The sequence below is a fragment of the uncultured Roseobacter sp. genome, from assembly GCF_947488185.1.
Lineage (GTDB): Bacteria > Pseudomonadota > Alphaproteobacteria > Rhodobacterales > Rhodobacteraceae > Roseobacter.
In genome coordinates this window covers 364,636-379,194 of the sequence record NZ_CANKYM010000002.1, presented here as the reverse complement: position 1 = coordinate 379,194, position 14,559 = coordinate 364,636, and the positions used below count along the sequence as shown (strand labels likewise).

At 59.2% G+C, this 14,559-nt stretch carries 21 protein-coding genes; 12 read left to right on the top strand and 9 right to left on the bottom strand.

Features of this window, described 5'->3' with window-relative positions:
• Position 1 precedes the first annotated feature (1 nt).
• Complete coding sequence (locus Q1A52_RS07865; protein WP_300013208.1) at positions 2-415, top strand: MAPEG family protein; 414 nt, start codon at positions 2-4, stop codon at positions 413-415.
• A gap of 21 nt (positions 416-436) precedes the next feature.
• On the opposite strand, the gene Q1A52_RS07860 is transcribed toward Q1A52_RS07865, so the two are convergent.
• Positions 437-682 (bottom strand): hypothetical protein, encoded by a 246-nt coding sequence (locus Q1A52_RS07860; RefSeq protein WP_300013205.1) that lies wholly within the window; start codon positions 680-682, stop codon positions 437-439.
• 193 nt (positions 683-875) lie between these two features.
• Here Q1A52_RS07860 and thrS point away from each other — a divergent pair, with 193 nt between their 5' ends.
• From thrS to Q1A52_RS07835, 5 genes are all read left to right on the top strand, one after another.
• On the top strand, positions 876-2,834 hold the full coding sequence (gene thrS, locus Q1A52_RS07855; protein ID WP_300013202.1) for a threonine--tRNA ligase: 1,959 nt from the start codon (positions 876-878) through the stop codon (positions 2,832-2,834).
• Between the two features lie 206 nt (positions 2,835-3,040).
• On the top strand, positions 3,041-3,343 hold the full coding sequence (locus Q1A52_RS07850; RefSeq protein ID WP_300013199.1) for a DUF2282 domain-containing protein: 303 nt from the start codon (positions 3,041-3,043) through the stop codon (positions 3,341-3,343).
• A gap of 94 nt (positions 3,344-3,437) precedes the next feature.
• Entirely contained in the window at positions 3,438-4,292 is an 855-nt protein-coding gene (locus Q1A52_RS07845; protein ID WP_300013196.1) for a DUF692 domain-containing protein, read from the top strand.
• Entirely contained in the window at positions 4,289-5,044 is a 756-nt protein-coding gene (locus Q1A52_RS07840; RefSeq protein WP_300013193.1) for a DNA-binding domain-containing protein, read from the top strand. The genes Q1A52_RS07845 and Q1A52_RS07840 overlap by 4 nt, the downstream gene beginning before the upstream one ends.
• Complete coding sequence (locus Q1A52_RS07835; RefSeq protein WP_300013190.1) at positions 5,045-5,593, top strand: DoxX family protein; 549 nt, start codon at positions 5,045-5,047, stop codon at positions 5,591-5,593.
• 5 nt (positions 5,594-5,598) lie between these two features.
• Here the strand turns inward: Q1A52_RS07835 and Q1A52_RS07830 are convergent, their stop codons facing one another.
• A complete protein-coding gene (locus tag Q1A52_RS07830) occupies positions 5,599-5,916 on the bottom strand; it encodes an arsenate reductase family protein (RefSeq protein ID WP_299777777.1) in 318 nt (105 codons plus the stop codon).
• A 190-nt stretch (positions 5,917-6,106) separates the two neighbouring features.
• Between Q1A52_RS07830 and Q1A52_RS07825 the strand changes: the two genes are divergently transcribed.
• Complete coding sequence (locus tag Q1A52_RS07825; RefSeq protein WP_195820234.1) at positions 6,107-6,313, top strand: cold-shock protein; 207 nt, start codon at positions 6,107-6,109, stop codon at positions 6,311-6,313.
• Positions 6,314-6,430: 117 nt separating this feature from the next.
• Positions 6,431-6,673 (top strand): hypothetical protein, encoded by a 243-nt coding sequence (locus Q1A52_RS07820; protein WP_300013187.1) that lies wholly within the window; start codon positions 6,431-6,433, stop codon positions 6,671-6,673.
• On the opposite strand, the gene Q1A52_RS07815 is transcribed toward Q1A52_RS07820, so the two are convergent.
• The 4 genes from Q1A52_RS07815 to thyX form a co-directional block, all read right to left on the bottom strand.
• On the bottom strand, positions 6,670-6,960 hold the full coding sequence (locus Q1A52_RS07815) for a hypothetical protein (RefSeq protein WP_300013184.1): 291 nt from the start codon (positions 6,958-6,960) through the stop codon (positions 6,670-6,672). The genes Q1A52_RS07820 and Q1A52_RS07815 overlap by 4 nt on opposite strands.
• Positions 6,961-7,020: 60 nt before the next feature.
• Positions 7,021-8,199: a cytochrome P450 gene (locus Q1A52_RS07810; RefSeq protein ID WP_300013181.1), complete on the bottom strand. Its 1,179-nt coding sequence runs from the start codon at positions 8,197-8,199 to the stop codon at positions 7,021-7,023.
• Positions 8,200-8,445: 246 nt separating this feature from the next.
• Entirely contained in the window at positions 8,446-9,006 is a 561-nt protein-coding gene (locus tag Q1A52_RS07805; RefSeq protein WP_300013178.1) for a hypothetical protein, read from the bottom strand.
• 53 nt (positions 9,007-9,059) lie between these two features.
• Positions 9,060-9,974, bottom strand: a complete 915-nt coding sequence (gene thyX / locus Q1A52_RS07800; protein WP_300013175.1) for an FAD-dependent thymidylate synthase — start codon at positions 9,972-9,974, stop codon at positions 9,060-9,062.
• A gap of 183 nt (positions 9,975-10,157) precedes the next feature.
• Between thyX and Q1A52_RS07795 the strand changes: the two genes are divergently transcribed.
• Genes Q1A52_RS07795 through Q1A52_RS07785 form a run of 3 tightly spaced genes read left to right on the top strand, consistent with a single transcriptional unit; the run spans position 10,158 to position 12,006 of the window.
• A complete protein-coding gene (locus tag Q1A52_RS07795) occupies positions 10,158-10,586 on the top strand; it encodes a VOC family protein (protein ID WP_195820228.1) in 429 nt (142 codons plus the stop codon).
• On the top strand, positions 10,580-11,293 hold the full coding sequence (locus tag Q1A52_RS07790) for a DUF1194 domain-containing protein (RefSeq protein ID WP_300014935.1): 714 nt from the start codon (positions 10,580-10,582) through the stop codon (positions 11,291-11,293). Before Q1A52_RS07795 ends, Q1A52_RS07790 begins: the two co-directional genes overlap by 7 nt.
• Positions 11,290-12,006, top strand: a complete 717-nt coding sequence (locus tag Q1A52_RS07785) for a DUF1194 domain-containing protein (RefSeq protein WP_300013172.1) — start codon at positions 11,290-11,292, stop codon at positions 12,004-12,006. Before Q1A52_RS07790 ends, Q1A52_RS07785 begins: the two co-directional genes overlap by 4 nt.
• On the opposite strand, the gene Q1A52_RS07780 is transcribed toward Q1A52_RS07785, so the two are convergent.
• From Q1A52_RS07780 to Q1A52_RS07770, 3 genes are all read right to left on the bottom strand, one after another.
• On the bottom strand, positions 12,000-12,512 hold the full coding sequence (locus Q1A52_RS07780; protein WP_299777793.1) for a winged helix DNA-binding protein: 513 nt from the start codon (positions 12,510-12,512) through the stop codon (positions 12,000-12,002). The two genes, Q1A52_RS07785 and Q1A52_RS07780, sit on opposite strands and share 7 nt — an antisense overlap.
• A gap of 94 nt (positions 12,513-12,606) precedes the next feature.
• Complete coding sequence (locus Q1A52_RS07775; RefSeq protein WP_300013169.1) at positions 12,607-12,873, bottom strand: succinate dehydrogenase assembly factor 2; 267 nt, start codon at positions 12,871-12,873, stop codon at positions 12,607-12,609.
• Complete coding sequence (locus tag Q1A52_RS07770; protein WP_299777797.1) at positions 12,857-13,264, bottom strand: helix-turn-helix domain-containing protein; 408 nt, start codon at positions 13,262-13,264, stop codon at positions 12,857-12,859. Before Q1A52_RS07770 ends, Q1A52_RS07775 begins: the two co-directional genes overlap by 17 nt.
• A gap of 88 nt (positions 13,265-13,352) precedes the next feature.
• Between Q1A52_RS07770 and Q1A52_RS07765 the strand changes: the two genes are divergently transcribed.
• On the top strand, positions 13,353-14,555 hold the full coding sequence (locus Q1A52_RS07765; RefSeq protein ID WP_300014932.1) for a pyridoxal phosphate-dependent aminotransferase: 1,203 nt from the start codon (positions 13,353-13,355) through the stop codon (positions 14,553-14,555).
• Positions 14,556-14,559 lie beyond the last annotated feature (4 nt).

The window sequence follows — 14,559 nt, the reverse complement described above, 5'->3', positions numbered from 1 at the left end:
GATGCAGGCCGGACCACTTCCCACTGAAATGGGCGTGCTGATCATGCTCTGCATTTTCGCAGCATCCCTCTGGATCCCTTACATCATCGGCGTGAATACGGACCCGCATCCGGCGGATAACTTCACCCGCCCAGGCGATCTGACGCAATTGCAGCCCTGGGTGCACCGGGCCTACCGCGCGCATCTGAACCTGCTGGAGCAGTTGCTGCCCTTTGCCATCCTGGTGCTGGTGATTGACCGTCTGGGCGGGTACTCGACGCTGACCTATTGGACAGCCATCGCGTTCTTTTGGCTGCGGGTCGCCCACGCGGTGGGCATGATTTCAGGTCTCGCAAGGCTTCCCCTGCGCCCCATCATCTTCACTGCGGGCTGGATCTGTTGTCTGCTGATGGCATACGCGGCCTACACGGCCTGACTGCAACCGTCTTCGGCGCGGTTACCCGCCAACGTAGGGGGCGGCGCCGGGGCGGTAAAAAATCTTCTGATTGTGAAGACGGCCAAGCAGTTCTTCATTTTCCCGCTGATCTGCTTCGATGACAGTGATCGACTGCAGATCCGCAGGATTTTCTTCCGACAAAGCACGGCGCATCCGGCACAATTCCCGACCACGGGCCCGCAGAGATTCTTCGATCAGATCGACATCATGGATGCTCAATTCGAATGTGCGGTTATAGCGCGGCATGGCGGTCCTTCCGGTCAATTTTACCATTTGGGTACATGTCGGATTTAGCATACGAGATGTCGCAGTCAACGTATTCTTGGGTATACATTGGACTGCGCTCCTTGACACATCTGCCCCCAGGCGTCATCAGCACGCTCACATAACCCGCAACCGGGCGTCTCGTAGGCGCCAAACCGACGAGGAGTGCCAGCAGATGGCTCCCAAAGACAACGCAATCTCTCTCACCTTTCCCGATGGCAATGCGCGCAGCTTCGAGGCAGGCGTCACCGCAGGCGATGTGGCCGCCAGCATCTCCACCTCGCTGCGCAAAAAGGCGATCTCCGCCACCGTGAACGGGGTGCATTACGATCTCGCCTGGCCCATCGAGGAGGACGCCGAGATCGCCATCCATACCATGGCGGACGAAGAGCAGGCCAACGAGCTGGTGCGCCACGATCTGGCGCATATCATGGCCCGCGCCGTGCAGGAAATCTGGCCGGATACCCAGGTCACCATCGGCCCGGTGATCAAGGATGGCTGGTACTATGATTTCGACCGTGCGGAGCCGTTCACACCGGAAGATCTTGGCCTCATCGAGAAGAAGATGAAGGAAATCATCAACAAGCGTGATCCCGTCCGCACCGAGGTCTGGGACCGCGCGCGCGCGATCAAGCATTACGAGGACGCGGGCGAGCCCTATAAGGTGGAGCTGATCGACGCCATTCCGGGCAATGAACCGTTGCGCATGTATTGGCACGGCGACTGGCAGGATCTTTGCCGTGGGCCGCACCTGCAGCACACCGGGCAGGTGCCGGGCGACGCCTTCAAGCTGATGTCGATTGCGGGGGCCTACTGGCGCGGCGACAGCGATCGGGCGATGCTGCAACGCATCTACGGTGTGGCCTTCACCGGCAAGGAAAAGCTGCGCGCGCATCTCAACATGCTCGAAGAGGCCGCCAAGCGGGATCACCGCAAGCTGGGTCGCGAGATGGATCTCTTTCACATGCAGGAAGAAGCACCGGGGCAGGTCTTCTGGCACGCGAATGGCTGGTCGATCTACACCACCTTGCAGGACTACATGCGCCGCAAACAGCGCGCAGCCGGCTATCAGGAGGTCAACACCCCGCAGGTTGTGGACCGCAAGCTCTGGGAAGCCTCCGGCCACTGGGACAAATACCAAGAGCATATGTTCATCGTCGAAGTGGACGAGGAACACGCCCGGGAAAAGGCGATCAACGCGTTGAAGCCGATGAACTGCCCCTGTCACGTGCAGATTTTCAATCAGGGACTGAAATCCTACCGCGACCTGCCGCTGCGCATGGCCGAGTTTGGATCGTGCAACCGCTATGAGCCGTCTGGCGCGCTGCACGGCATCATGCGCGTGCGTGGTTTTACACAGGACGATGGTCATATCTTCTGCCGCGAAGACCAGATCGAGGCGGAATGCGCAGGTTTCATTACCTACCTGTCATCCGTCTACAAGGATCTGGGGTTCGAAAGCTTCGAGATCATGTTCGCCACCCGGCCTGAAAAGCGTGTGGGGTCCGAGGAAAGCTGGGATCACGTCGAGGCCGCGCTGGAAAACGCGATTAAGGCCACTGGTCACCCGTACACGCTGGACGCAGGCGAAGGGGCGTTTTACGGTCCCAAGCTGGACTTCAAACTGACCGACGCCATCGGGCGCGAATGGCAATGCGGCACCTTCCAGGTCGACCCGAACCTGCCCGAGCGCCTGAGCGCCACCTACGTGGGTGAAGACGGCGCGAAGCATCGACCTTATATGCTGCACCGCGCCTGTCTGGGATCGTTCGAGCGCTTTATCGGCATCTTGATTGAGAATTCGGCGGGCAAACTGCCGTTCTGGCTCGCCCCGCGGCAGGTCGTCGTTGCCTCGATCATCTCCGACGCCGATGACTATGTGCATGAGGTCGTGGAGGCCCTGAAAGCCGCTGGCGTCCGCGCCGAAGCCGACGTGCGCAACGAGAAGATCAACTACAAGGTCCGCGAGCATTCTGTGGGCAAGGTGCCGGTTATCCTCGCCGTTGGTGCCCGCGAGGTCGAAGAACGCACCGTGACCCTCCGGCGTCTGGGCGAAAAACGCACAAGCGTCGAAGCGCTGGACAGCCTGACACAAACACTGGCACGCGAAGCAACGCCGCCCGATCTTTTGTAACAATTCCCGTCCCCGCGTGCAGCGCAGCTGCCCGCGGGGACCGATTTTGTAACATTCCGTGAAGATTGGCATGTTTTTGCCGCTGTCTACCCAACGTCTTCTGACGGCTGCGTGAGGCACGGTCTCGTGAGTGGAAAGTCCGTTTCCCAACGTCTAGATTTTGCCCTATCATTGACCGCGATGGTCCTCAAAAAGGGAATGAAACCATGTCCAACACAATGAAAACAGTCGCAATTGCCGGTGCTGTCGCCGCAGCCCTGACAGCTCAAGTGACCACAGCCGAAGCGGCCGCCAAGGAAAAATGCTACGGCGTTTCACTTGCAGGCGCGAATGACTGCGCGGCAGGCCCCGGCACAACCTGTGCCGGCACCTCCACTGTTGACTATCAGGGCAACGCCTGGACCTTGGTTGATGCGGGCACATGTGCCGAAATCGACCTGCCAGCCATGGCGGACGGCACTGCCCGGGAAGGTTCGCTGGAAGAGCTGAGCCGCGACCTGCCTGCATAAGCACGCACACGAAATTGATCCCACCCGGTGATGCGGATCGCCGGGTGGGATTCCCCTGGAAACGCCTCGGGACACATGACGTCGGAGGGCCAAGATGTTAGATAACTCCCCTCGTTTTGAACACCTGCCGCCCGCGCCCGGTGTCGGATACAAACCACAGCATTTTGCGGAATTGCGCGCAGATCCCGGTGCGGTCGAATGGATCGAAATCCACGCGGAAAACTACATGGGCGATGGCGGGCGTCCCCTGGCGCAGTTGCGTGCGCTGTCCGAACAGTTTGCGCTGTCTGTGCATGGCGTCGGCCTCAGCATCGGCGGTGAGGATAAGCTGGACGTAGAGCACCTGGCGCGGCTGAAGACCCTTTTGGGCTGGTCGAAACCAGCGAGTTTCTCGGAGCATCTGGCGTGGTCCACCCACGGCGCGGAGTTCTTGAATGACCTGCTGCCCCTGCCCTACACGAACGACACGCTGACCCGCGTGGCCGATCACATCGATCAGGTGCAATCGACGCTTGGGTGTCAGATGTTGCTGGAGAACCCGTCAAGCTATCTAGCCTTTGCCGAAAGCACCTGGTCGGAGACCGATTTCCTGACCGAATTGGCGCGGCGTACCGGCTGTGGCCTTTTGCTGGACGTCAACAACGTTTTCATCTCCGCCACTAATCTCGGGATGTCAGCATCCGACTACATCGATGCCTTCCCGCTGCAGGCCGTTGGCGAAATACATGTGGGCGGCCATGACGAAGAAATCGACGATCACGGTGCCCCGCTGCTGATCGACAGCCATGGCAAACCGGTAGATGATCCCGTCTGGGCGCTGCTGGACCTGACACTCGCCAAGTCCGGCGCGCGCCCCGTTCTGGTAGAGTGGGACAATGACGTCCCCGACTGGCCGGTGTTGCGCAGCGAAGCGGAACGGGCAGCACGGGCCCTTGCCCTGGTCAAATGACAGTCTCACAAACCACATTTCGAAGCGCCCTGCTTGACGCGGCGCAGGATGTGCCCGACGGCTTGTTGGATGGCCATGCCGCCCCTGCGGGCCGCCGCTTTTCCGTCTATCGAAACAACGTAGTGGTGTCGCTGACGGAGGCGCTCCGCACGGCATTTCCCTTGCTGCACAAGCTGTTGGGGGCCCAGACCTTCGACAGGCTGGCCGCTGTCTATGTCCGGACGCACCCACCGGCCTCTCCACTGATGATGCACTACGGGGAAAAGCTGCCGGCGTTTCTGGAGAGCTTTGCCCCGCTCCAGCACATTGGCTACCTGCCCGACTGCGCGCGGTTGGATCTGGCGCTCAGACGGTCCTATCACGCGGCGGATGCATCCCCCGTACCAGCGGACACTTTCCAGTGTGATCCGCAGGAGCTTGTCCAGATACGGCTGTCAATGGCGCCCGCCGCGCAGATCGTCAGGTCCGCCTGGCCGCTTTACGATATCTGGCGGGTCAACAACGAAGCCGGCGCGCCGAAACCGCGTGCGGTGGCGCAGGACGTGCTGATCACGCGACCGGGATTTGACCCTGCCCCCCATCTGCTTTCAGATGGCGCGGCGGTATGGCTGGAAAACCTGCAGACCGGTCGAACGCTTGGCGATGCGCATGAGGCAGCGCTCGCGGCGCACCCCGCCTTTGACCTTGCCACATCCCTTTCGCAGGCTTTGCAAACCTGCACCCTGATTGAATACAAGACAAAGGACAGCTAGATGATCTCTCTTTATGCTTCGGTGACACACCGTCTGTCGCAGGCGGACTGGCTGCTTGCGACATTGGCGCGGCTGGTCTTTGCGGGCACTTTGCTCATGTATTTCTGGGTGTCCGGGCTCACCAAACTCGGAGAGGGGTTCATGGGCCTCTTTCAACCCTCCGTCGGGGCCTACGCCCAGATTTTTCCCAAGGTGATGGAGGCCGTTACCTATGACACCTCCCAGCTGTCGATCTTTCACTGGGCCGTTGTCGTGGCAGGCACCTGGGCGGAATTCATCCTGCCGGCCCTCATTGTCCTTGGTCTGCTAACGCGTCTCTCCGCTCTTGGGATGATCGGCTTCGTCGTCGTGCAGTCCCTGACCGATCTCTTTGGTCATGGCGGGTTGGAGCACAAGGAGACCTTCGGCGCGTGGTTTGACCGCTTCCCCGACAGCGTGATCCTTGATCAGCGCAGTTTCTGGGTCTTTGTCCTGCTGGTGCTTGTTATCAAAGGAGCAGGCCCGCTGTCCCTGGACAACGCATTACGTAAACGCATACCCGAGGCCTGACGTGATCAGGCGGCCCCTAGCGCCGCCTGTGTGTCCTTGGTCCAGCCCAGATGCATCTTGGCCCCGTCCACGATCAGGGGCCGCTTCATCAGGCTGGGGTGCGCCTTCAACTGTTCCAAGGGTGGTTTATTCCTGTCCGCCTCATCCATCCCGCGCCAGGTTGTCGAGCGCGTGTTGACCAAAGCATCACCAAACTGCGCCAGAGCAGCCGTCAGAACATCCCCCGGCACACCCTCGACCCGCACATCCACAAGCTCTGCCTTTGGCAAGGCTTTCAGCGCTTTACGGCAGGTGTCGCAATTTTTTAGTCCATATAGTCGCATCATTTACTCACAAATCAGATTATTCGGGGGGCAAATCGCCGCGTTTCTTCCCGTTTTGCTTGATTTTTACACGCGAAGAGCAATCTTTTAAAGTGTAGCTGGTCTGATTTTTGCGATCAAACTGGCCGCACGAACAAGCTGCTCCGGAAGCGCTGGGGCAGTCAGGCAATACAAAGGAGGCACGGGACTGATGCCAAACGGCACCGTGAAGTGGTTCAACACCACAAAAGGCTATGGCTTCATCGCTCCAGAAGGCGGTGGATCAGATGTGTTTGTACATATTTCAGCGGTTGAAAGGTCCGGGTTGACCGGCCTGGCCGACGACCAAAAAGTCAGCTTTGAGCTGTCCGAAGGACGCGATGGACGGCAGATGGCGAGTGATCTCAAGCTGCTCTAACGTTCTGACATAAAGCGGCCTTTTCGAGCGGGCGGCCATCGGGTCGGCCGTTAGCAAACGCGCCGTTTACACAATGTTTGCCAAACATGACGTATCTTTGCCCCTGAAGGTGAAGATATGACGGAATTTCTCTCGGTCCTGCTGCTCTACTACGGCTGTGATGCAGTCGCTGAGACACGTGCACTCAACCATGCGGAAGTCATGGAATGCATGGCGCACTACCAACATGTAAAAGAGTATTTCACCGAGCCGGGGGCAAATGGCGCAGAGCGTTCCCAAAGTGCCTATCAGAATTTCAAAGCGTGGGAGCACCGGAACGCCGAAACCGTCGCTGACCTGCGGCGCACAGCGTCGCGTTAAGCGGGATCATGCGGCCTGAACTCCGTCCAGTGTTCGCCCATCGCCACGATACACGACGTCCCGGACGCATAGCGCACAACCATCGTCCAATCGCCGCGCTGGTCCGTCCAGACCTCCATCACCTGCTCGCGCCCGCGCAATCCGCTGGCCTGCCGCTCACTGCCATACTGACGTGTCAGCCTGTCACGTAACTCCTCTGACGGCGCACAGAGAACGTCTCCGATCGGGGAGGCCTGCGCTGCGGATGGGACCATCAGCGCGATGAGAGCAAGAGCGCGAAACAACATGCGCCCAATGTAACCGTTTTACGACGTGCTGTGGATAACAATCTGATCAGAAACGCGCGTCTACACCTGAGCGTGCAGAGACGCGTACCCGCGGAACCGAATACGACCACCCTGCACGCTCCTCGTGATCGCGTAATCCGGAAAACGTCGCAGAAAACGGGCCACAGCTATGCGCCCCTCCATCCGCGCGAGGGTCAGACCGACGCAGACATGCGGCCCGCCAGCGAATGCCAGATGACGGTTTGGCTGGCGTGTGATGTCAAATCTCTGCGGATCATCAAAAACCTCCGGATCACGATTTGCAGCGCCAATGCAAAGGTGCAGGTTGGTCCCCTTCGGGATTTCATGGCCACCAAGCGAAACCTCCTGCGCGGTTTCTCGATTGCCAAACTGGTTCGGGGAGCGGAAGCGGAGAACCTCTTCGATGGCACCGTCGATAAGGGACGGATCAGAGATCAATTTTTCACGCTGGGCCGGATGATCGTGCAACAACGCGAGGCCATTGCCGATCAGATTTGTGGTCGTCTCGTGCCCCGCGTTCAGGATAAAGATACAGTTTTGAATGAGTTCGATTTCTGACAGTTGTCCGCTGTCATCGCCCTGAATGAGACGGGTCAGCACATCGGTCTCCGGGTCACCGGGCGCGGCGCGTCTCCGGTCGATAAGGTCCTGCAAATATGTTTTGAATGCCGTGACCGCCTGATGGCCACGGGAGAGCTGTGCCTCGGTGAGCGTAGGCTCCAAAGCTCCGAGGATGGCCAGGGACCAGTCCCGCAGCGGGCCGCGCTCCGCCATAGGCACGTCGAGCAGATTGCCGATGACCTGAATAGGGATCGAGGCAGCGAAGTCCTCAATCAGGTCAGGGGCTTGCGGGAGCGCTTCGAGCAGGGCATCGACGGTGGCAATCAGTCCCGGTTCCATGCGCCTCAGCGCTTTCGGCGTGAGTGCCGATGTCATGATCCGCCGCACGCGCGTGTGTAGTGGCGGGTCGTTGAAGACGAGCGATGTCGTGTGGTGCTCGAAGAGCGGCGAGCCTACGCCGAACTTCGGGGCAAAGGCGGCTTTCTTATCCGATTTATAGAGCTCTACATCCCGGTAAATAGCACTGAGGTCCGCGTGGCGGGAGAGCAGGAAAGAGCCGTCAGGCTGCGCGCAGACAGGCGCCTCGTGCAGCAGGGCATCATAGTATGGAAAAGGATTTTCCACGAAATCGGCCGGGGGCGCTGCGAGGGTGAGCATGGGGGCAGTCTGCGCACCATAAATGTCTTGTCAATGCGCCGGTTTCGATGGGCTTGGAGCGTCCCGCGCATGAGTTTGACTGGAAAAAGGGAACCTCTCAAACTGGTGATCGTGTAGATGAAGAGCACCGCGCCCGAACCGAGGGGCGGGGAAAAGCGAAGCGCCCGCCCCGTGGGGGCGGTTCGGGCGCTGCCCGCCGATGGCGGGCATGACGAGCTATCCTAGAAAGAGCAGACCACTATTTCGCTACTGCTCAGAATTTCCTATCTTCTCCGGTGAAGGCATCCGCAACTCAACGGATACATCTTCGAGGTACTGCTTACTGTTTTCAAGTGCGTCGAGTATCAAGCTCAAATGACTAACTGCCGCCAAACCTTCTTCAGAAGCTAGGTTATCTCTAATTCTTCCGGTCGAATAGTTCCCATAATTCTGATTGAACACACTGGAAAACTCAAAAACCTTTGACATCGTCTCAGGCGAAAAAATCTGGTGAAAATTACCGGAATTTATAAGTAAATCTATTGTTCTATAAGCAAAACGGGACATGTCCACAGACACCAATTCGGCGCGCGCAGTCCCATCTTCAATCGCCTTGCGCAGTTGTTTTAGCCGTATCTCTAGGCTTCTCAGCTCTCGCCAGTTAATCAGCACCTCTGAGTAAAAAACCCGCCGCGCACGCCTAAAGCTTGACCTAAATGTAAGATAGTTGAGAACCCACTGGATAAGTGCTCCCGCAACGATGCCAACAAACACCCAAAATGCATTCACGAATGCTGTGTTCTCCATAGCGATTTGAAATCTATCCAACGAAACTTCACCTCAAAATTGGCCACTGTTTCCAAAAAGCGTTTCACCCCCGCTTAAGTGGAGTCGCTCAAAACCCCCTGAAACTCCCGCCACTCGCCCTTGCTCATCCCGGAGGTCTCCTGCGTGACCTCCTGTCCGGCGAGCATCTTCTTGATGCACTCCAGCGCGCGGCCGGAAAGGGTGGCACCGCCCAAGCGGTAGTCCTCGAAGGCGCCGTAGGCGGCGGGGACCCAGTCTTTGACCATGGCGCAGATGGCCTCGGCGTAGACGCGGATTTCGTATTGGGCGTGGGCGTCGGCGCGCAGGCGCAGGAAGTGGAAGAGGTTGTGCAAATCCACTTTCCAGTACCATTGGGTGTAGACATTGGCGGGCAGGTTCATGCGGGCAAGCTCGCGCGCGAGGCCCTGTTGGCCGTCCTGTGAGATCATCTCTTCGTAGTGGTCATAGCATTGCATCGCGTCCTGTTGCAGGTAGCGCAGGACGCGTTCGGCCTCTTCGCCCGTCAGGGCCTCACCCCGCCCCTGGTTGTTCACGACCGATTGGGCGGCGAGGTCATCGGGTGCCGGAATGTAGAATTCGCGGTCGAGGATCGAGTAGCGGGCGGAGTATTCGTTCACGTTGGCGGTCCGGTGGCGGATCCACTGGCGGGCGACAAAAACGGGCAGTTTCACGTGCAGCTTGATCTCGCACATCTCGAAGGGGGTGGAGTGCCAGTGGCGCATGAGGTAGCGGATGAGCCCCTCGTCATTCTGCACGGATTTGGTGCCGCGCCCGTAGGAGACGCGGGCGGCCTGGCAGATGGCGGCGTCGTCGCCCATGTAGTCGATGACACGGACAAAGCCATGATCGAGCACGGGCTGCGCAGTGTAGAGGTGCTTTTCCATGCCGGGGGCGGTGGCGCGCAGGGTCGGCGTGGGTTCGGCGCGTTGGGCGTCGATTTCGGCTTGATGCTCGGCGGAAAGCGGCATGGGGACATCCTTTCGAGGGCATGAGTCGTATACGACTATATCTGGGCGCGCACGCGCGCGGAACAGCTATATGGTGTATTTCGGTATTGTTTTGGAACGGTCGTTGATCAGGGGGATGTGACTGGCATCCCGGTGCGAGCGTGCTAGTGTTGCGTCGAACGAGTGAAGTGATGGAGGGGCGCGATGAGCCTGACGTATTTGCACACGATGGTCCGGGTGAAGGATCTGGAGAAATCAATCGCGTTTTACGAGCTGCTGGGGTTGAAGGAAACGCGGCGGATGGACAGCGAGGGCGGGCGCTTCACGCTGGTGTTCATGGCACCTCCCGGACAGGAGGAGTGCCCGGTGGAATTGACCTACAACTGGGATGGGGATGAGGGGTTGCCCGATGACAGTCGCCATTTCGGGCATCTGGCATACCGTGTCGGCAATATCTACGAGGTCTGTCAGCATCTGATGGACAACGGCGTGACGATCAACCGGCCACCGCGCGACGGGCACATGGCCTTCGTCCGCTCGCCCGACAACATCTCCATCGAACTGCTGCAGGAAGGCGACAATCTGGCCCCGGCCGAGCCTTGGGCGAGCATGGAAAACACAGGCCACTGGTGATCCGCGCGGGCCTCTGCGCAGGTCTGTTGCTGGCGGGTCCGGCGGCAGCGGAGTGTCGGCTGGCGCTGGTTCTGGCGCTGGATGTGTCAAGCTCGGTCGATGCCGCGGAGGACAGGTTGCAGCGGGGCGGTCTGGTAGCCGCTCTCACCGCACCCGAAGTGGAGGCGGCCTTTTTCGCGGCGGACAGCCACGTGGCGCTTGCCGCATATGAGTGGTCCGGGCGCTACAATCAGGAAATGCTGCTGGAGTGGACGCTGATCGATAGCCGCGCTGCACTGTTGCACGCAGCGGAGACGATCGCGGCGAGCAGTCGCAGTCATAATGATTTCCCGACTGCGATGGGATATGCGCTGGGATATGGCGCAGGATTGCTCACGCGAGGACCGCGCTGTCTTTACAGGACACTGGACATGGCCGGGGATGGGCAGAACAATGAGGGGTTCGGCCCAACACAGGCCTATGCCGAATTTCCCTTTGACGGAGTTACGGTCAACGGTCTGGTGGTCAATGGTGCAGATTATGAAGCCGAAACCGGGTTGATCGCCTTTTATCAGGCACAAGTCCTGCATGGGCCCGGGGCTTTTCTGGAAATTGCGCAGGGGTTTGAGGACTATGAGCGCGCCATGAGGCGCAAGCTGGAAAGGGAACTGACACCTCCTGTGATCGGAGCGCTGACCTCAGGTTCCGACGTGGAACCGAAGGGATGAGACGGGCCTGGTGCGTGGGTCTGCTCTTGACCATTGGGGTGCCAATCGATGCACATGCCAATTGCCGCCAGGCGCTGGCGCTAGCGCTAGATGTCTCAGGGTCCGTCGACTTGCGGGAGTACCGGTTGCAGCTTGATGGGCTGGTCACGGCATTGAATGACCCGGAGGTCGTCCGCATCTTGCTGGCGGTGCCGACCGCCCCAATCTCCCTGATGGTGTTCGAATGGAGCGGGCCTGCAGATCACACGGTGCTTGTCCCATGGACCACCATGGCCAATCGCGAGACGCTCGCAACCATCAGCACCACGTTGGCGGAGACGGAACGACGGGACACCACGCCCGGCACGGCGCTTGGTGTCGCAATGGAAACCGGTGCTGCCTATCTCGATCAAAAAAAAGGGTGTTGGAAACGCACATTGGACATTTCTGGCGATGGGGAATCCAATTTGGGTCCACGGCCCCGAGATGTGAAGAATGCCATCGGCGCGCGCGGGATCACCATCAATGCGTTGGTGATTGGCGCCGACGCCCCAGCGACAGGCGATCTCCGCCAAAGTGAGATTGGCGAGCTATCGTCCTACTTCCGGGCCGAAGTGATAACAGGGCCGGATGCATTTGTGCAAACGGCCCTGGGCTTTGAGGATTATGCCGCGGCCATGACCGCCAAGCTCAAACGCGAGATTGACGGTCTGACGATCAGCCAGCTTCAGTAGATATAGCGGATCTGGTCTGACCAGTAGCGTTCCATACGTTTCAGGGAGCGTGTGATGTCGTCGATGCCATCCGGTCCCAGAACCCCTTTGGCTTCAAGACCGTCCGCATGGCGAGAGAACAACTCCGACACGACAACCCGGATTTTCTGCCCCTTGTCGGTCAGCTTCACCCGCACCGAACGCCGGTCGATCTCGCAACGCTGGTGATGCATGTAGCCCATATCCACCAGCTTCTTCAGGTTGTAGCTGACATTGCTGCCCTGATAGTAACCGCGGCTTTTCAATTCGCCCGCTGTTACCTCATTGTCGCCGATGTTGAAGAGCAGCAGTGCTTGTACCGCGTTGATCTCTAGGACGCCAACCCGCTCAAATTCGTCTTTGATGACGTCCAGCAGCAGGCGGTGCAGACGCTCCACCAGTGACAGCGCCTCCAAATAGCTGACCATGAAACCTTGTGTTCGGCTCATGGACGCAGGGTCTGACGGAATTTGATCTTGTATGCTCATTTACGCGCTCCGACTCGTTCTAATTTGGTCGGAATTTGCGCGAGAAACGCCAATAATTCGTTAAAAACGCGAAAATGGGTCGTACGGTGCCGCGTCAGGCAGGAGTGCGCGGCAGCTGGTCAACGATCTGATCTATGAGCGCGGCATAGCGGTCTGGCGCCTGTGTCTGCCTGCTAACCCATTGATAAAGATCGTGGTCATTCTCGCTGAGCATATCGTCGTAAAGAGACAGCCCGGCTTCATCCATGGCCTCGAGGTTGGCCTCGGCAAAGGGTTGCAGGATCACATCCATTTCCTTGATCCCGCGCCGCATCGACCGCATTTTCAGACGTTTGATGCGCGTCTCACGCAGCTCTTTCATGCAGATCTTCCTTCAGCGCCGCGCGCAATTTCTTCTCCAGCCGGCCCATCTGCTCAACACGCGCAATCATGTCCGTGCGTAAGTCGCGCAGTTCATTGAGGATTTCATGCGCGGAGGCTGGCAGGCTGGCTTCTTCCATCGGCGCATCAAGGCCTTCGCCTTGCCCGTTGATCAGCCACATCATCGATACGTTCAAAAGCCCCGCCATCATCGACAGGCGATTGGCACGCGGTTCGCTGAGATCGTTTTCCCAAGCCCGGAGCGTGGAGACGCGCACCCCAAGGCGGCGGGCCAGCTGAGCCTGCGTCATGTCGGCCATGTCACGGGCCGCAGCCACGCGGTCGCCAAATGTCGCTGTCTCGGGACCGTACCAGTCTTGAGTATCGTGCATGCTTTGATCTCCTTTGCGATGATCGCGCTTGAACGGCGGCAAGCTGCCCCCTATGAGTTGGCCAATGTCTTATCAAACTGAGGCCAGAATGGAATTCCTGTCTACGACCCTTGCCCGCGTCAAACCGTCTCCCACCATTGCCGTCACCACGAAAGCGGCTGAGTTGAAGGCCGCGGGGCGTGACGTCATTGGCCTTGGCGCAGGTGAACCGGATTTCGACACACCTCAGAACATCAAGGACGCCGCCGTGGCCGCCATCGCCGGTGGAAAGACAAAGTATACCGCCGTGGACGGAATTCCAGAGCTGAAGCGCGCAATCTGCGATAAACTGCACCGTGACAACGATCTGAGCTATGAGCCATCGCAGGTCAGTGTGGGCACAGGTGGTAAACAAATCCTTTACAATGCGCTGATGGCGACGCTGAACGAGGGCGACGAGGTGGTCATTCCGGCGCCCTATTGGGTGAGCTATCCGGATATGGTGCTGCTGGCAGGCGGCACGCCCGTGATCGCAGAGGCGTCGCTACAGACCGGCTTCAAGCTGACCGCCGATCAGCTGGAAGCGGCGATCACGGACAAGACCAAGTGGCTGATCTTCAACTCGCCATCGAATCCAACCGGTGCGGGCTATACCTGGGACGAGCTGAAAGAACTGACCGATGTGCTGATGCGGCACCCCCATGTCTGGGTGATGACCGACGATATGTACGAGCACCTCGTCTACGATGATTTCACATTCTGCACACCTGCGCAGGTGGAGCCGGGCCTCTATGACCGCACGCTGACGGTCAATGGCGTTTCCAAAGCCTACGCAATGACCGGCTGGCGCATCGGCTACGCGGCGGGACCCGAAGAACTGATCAAGGCGATGCGCAAGGTGCAGTCGCAGTCCACGTCCAATCCCTGCTCGATCAGCCAGTGGGCGGCAGTCGAGGCGCTGACCGGCACGCAGGACTTCATCGCGCCAAACAACGAGATGTTTGCGCGCAGGCGGGATCTGGTCGTCGAGATGCTGAACGCGGCGGAGGGCATCCGCTGCCCGGTGCCGGACGGGGCGTTTTATGTCTATCCGTCGATCGCGGGCTGCATCGGCAAGACCTCGGCGGGCGGCACGAAGATCACCGACGACGAGACTTTCGCCACCGCGCTGTTGGAAGAGACCGGCGTGGCGGTCGTTTTCGGTGCGGCTTTCGGGCTTTCACCAAACTTCCGTGTCAGCTACGCTACCTCCGATGCTGCCCTGAAAGAGGCCTGCACCCGCATCCAGACCTTCTGCGCTGGATTGACTTGAAGAA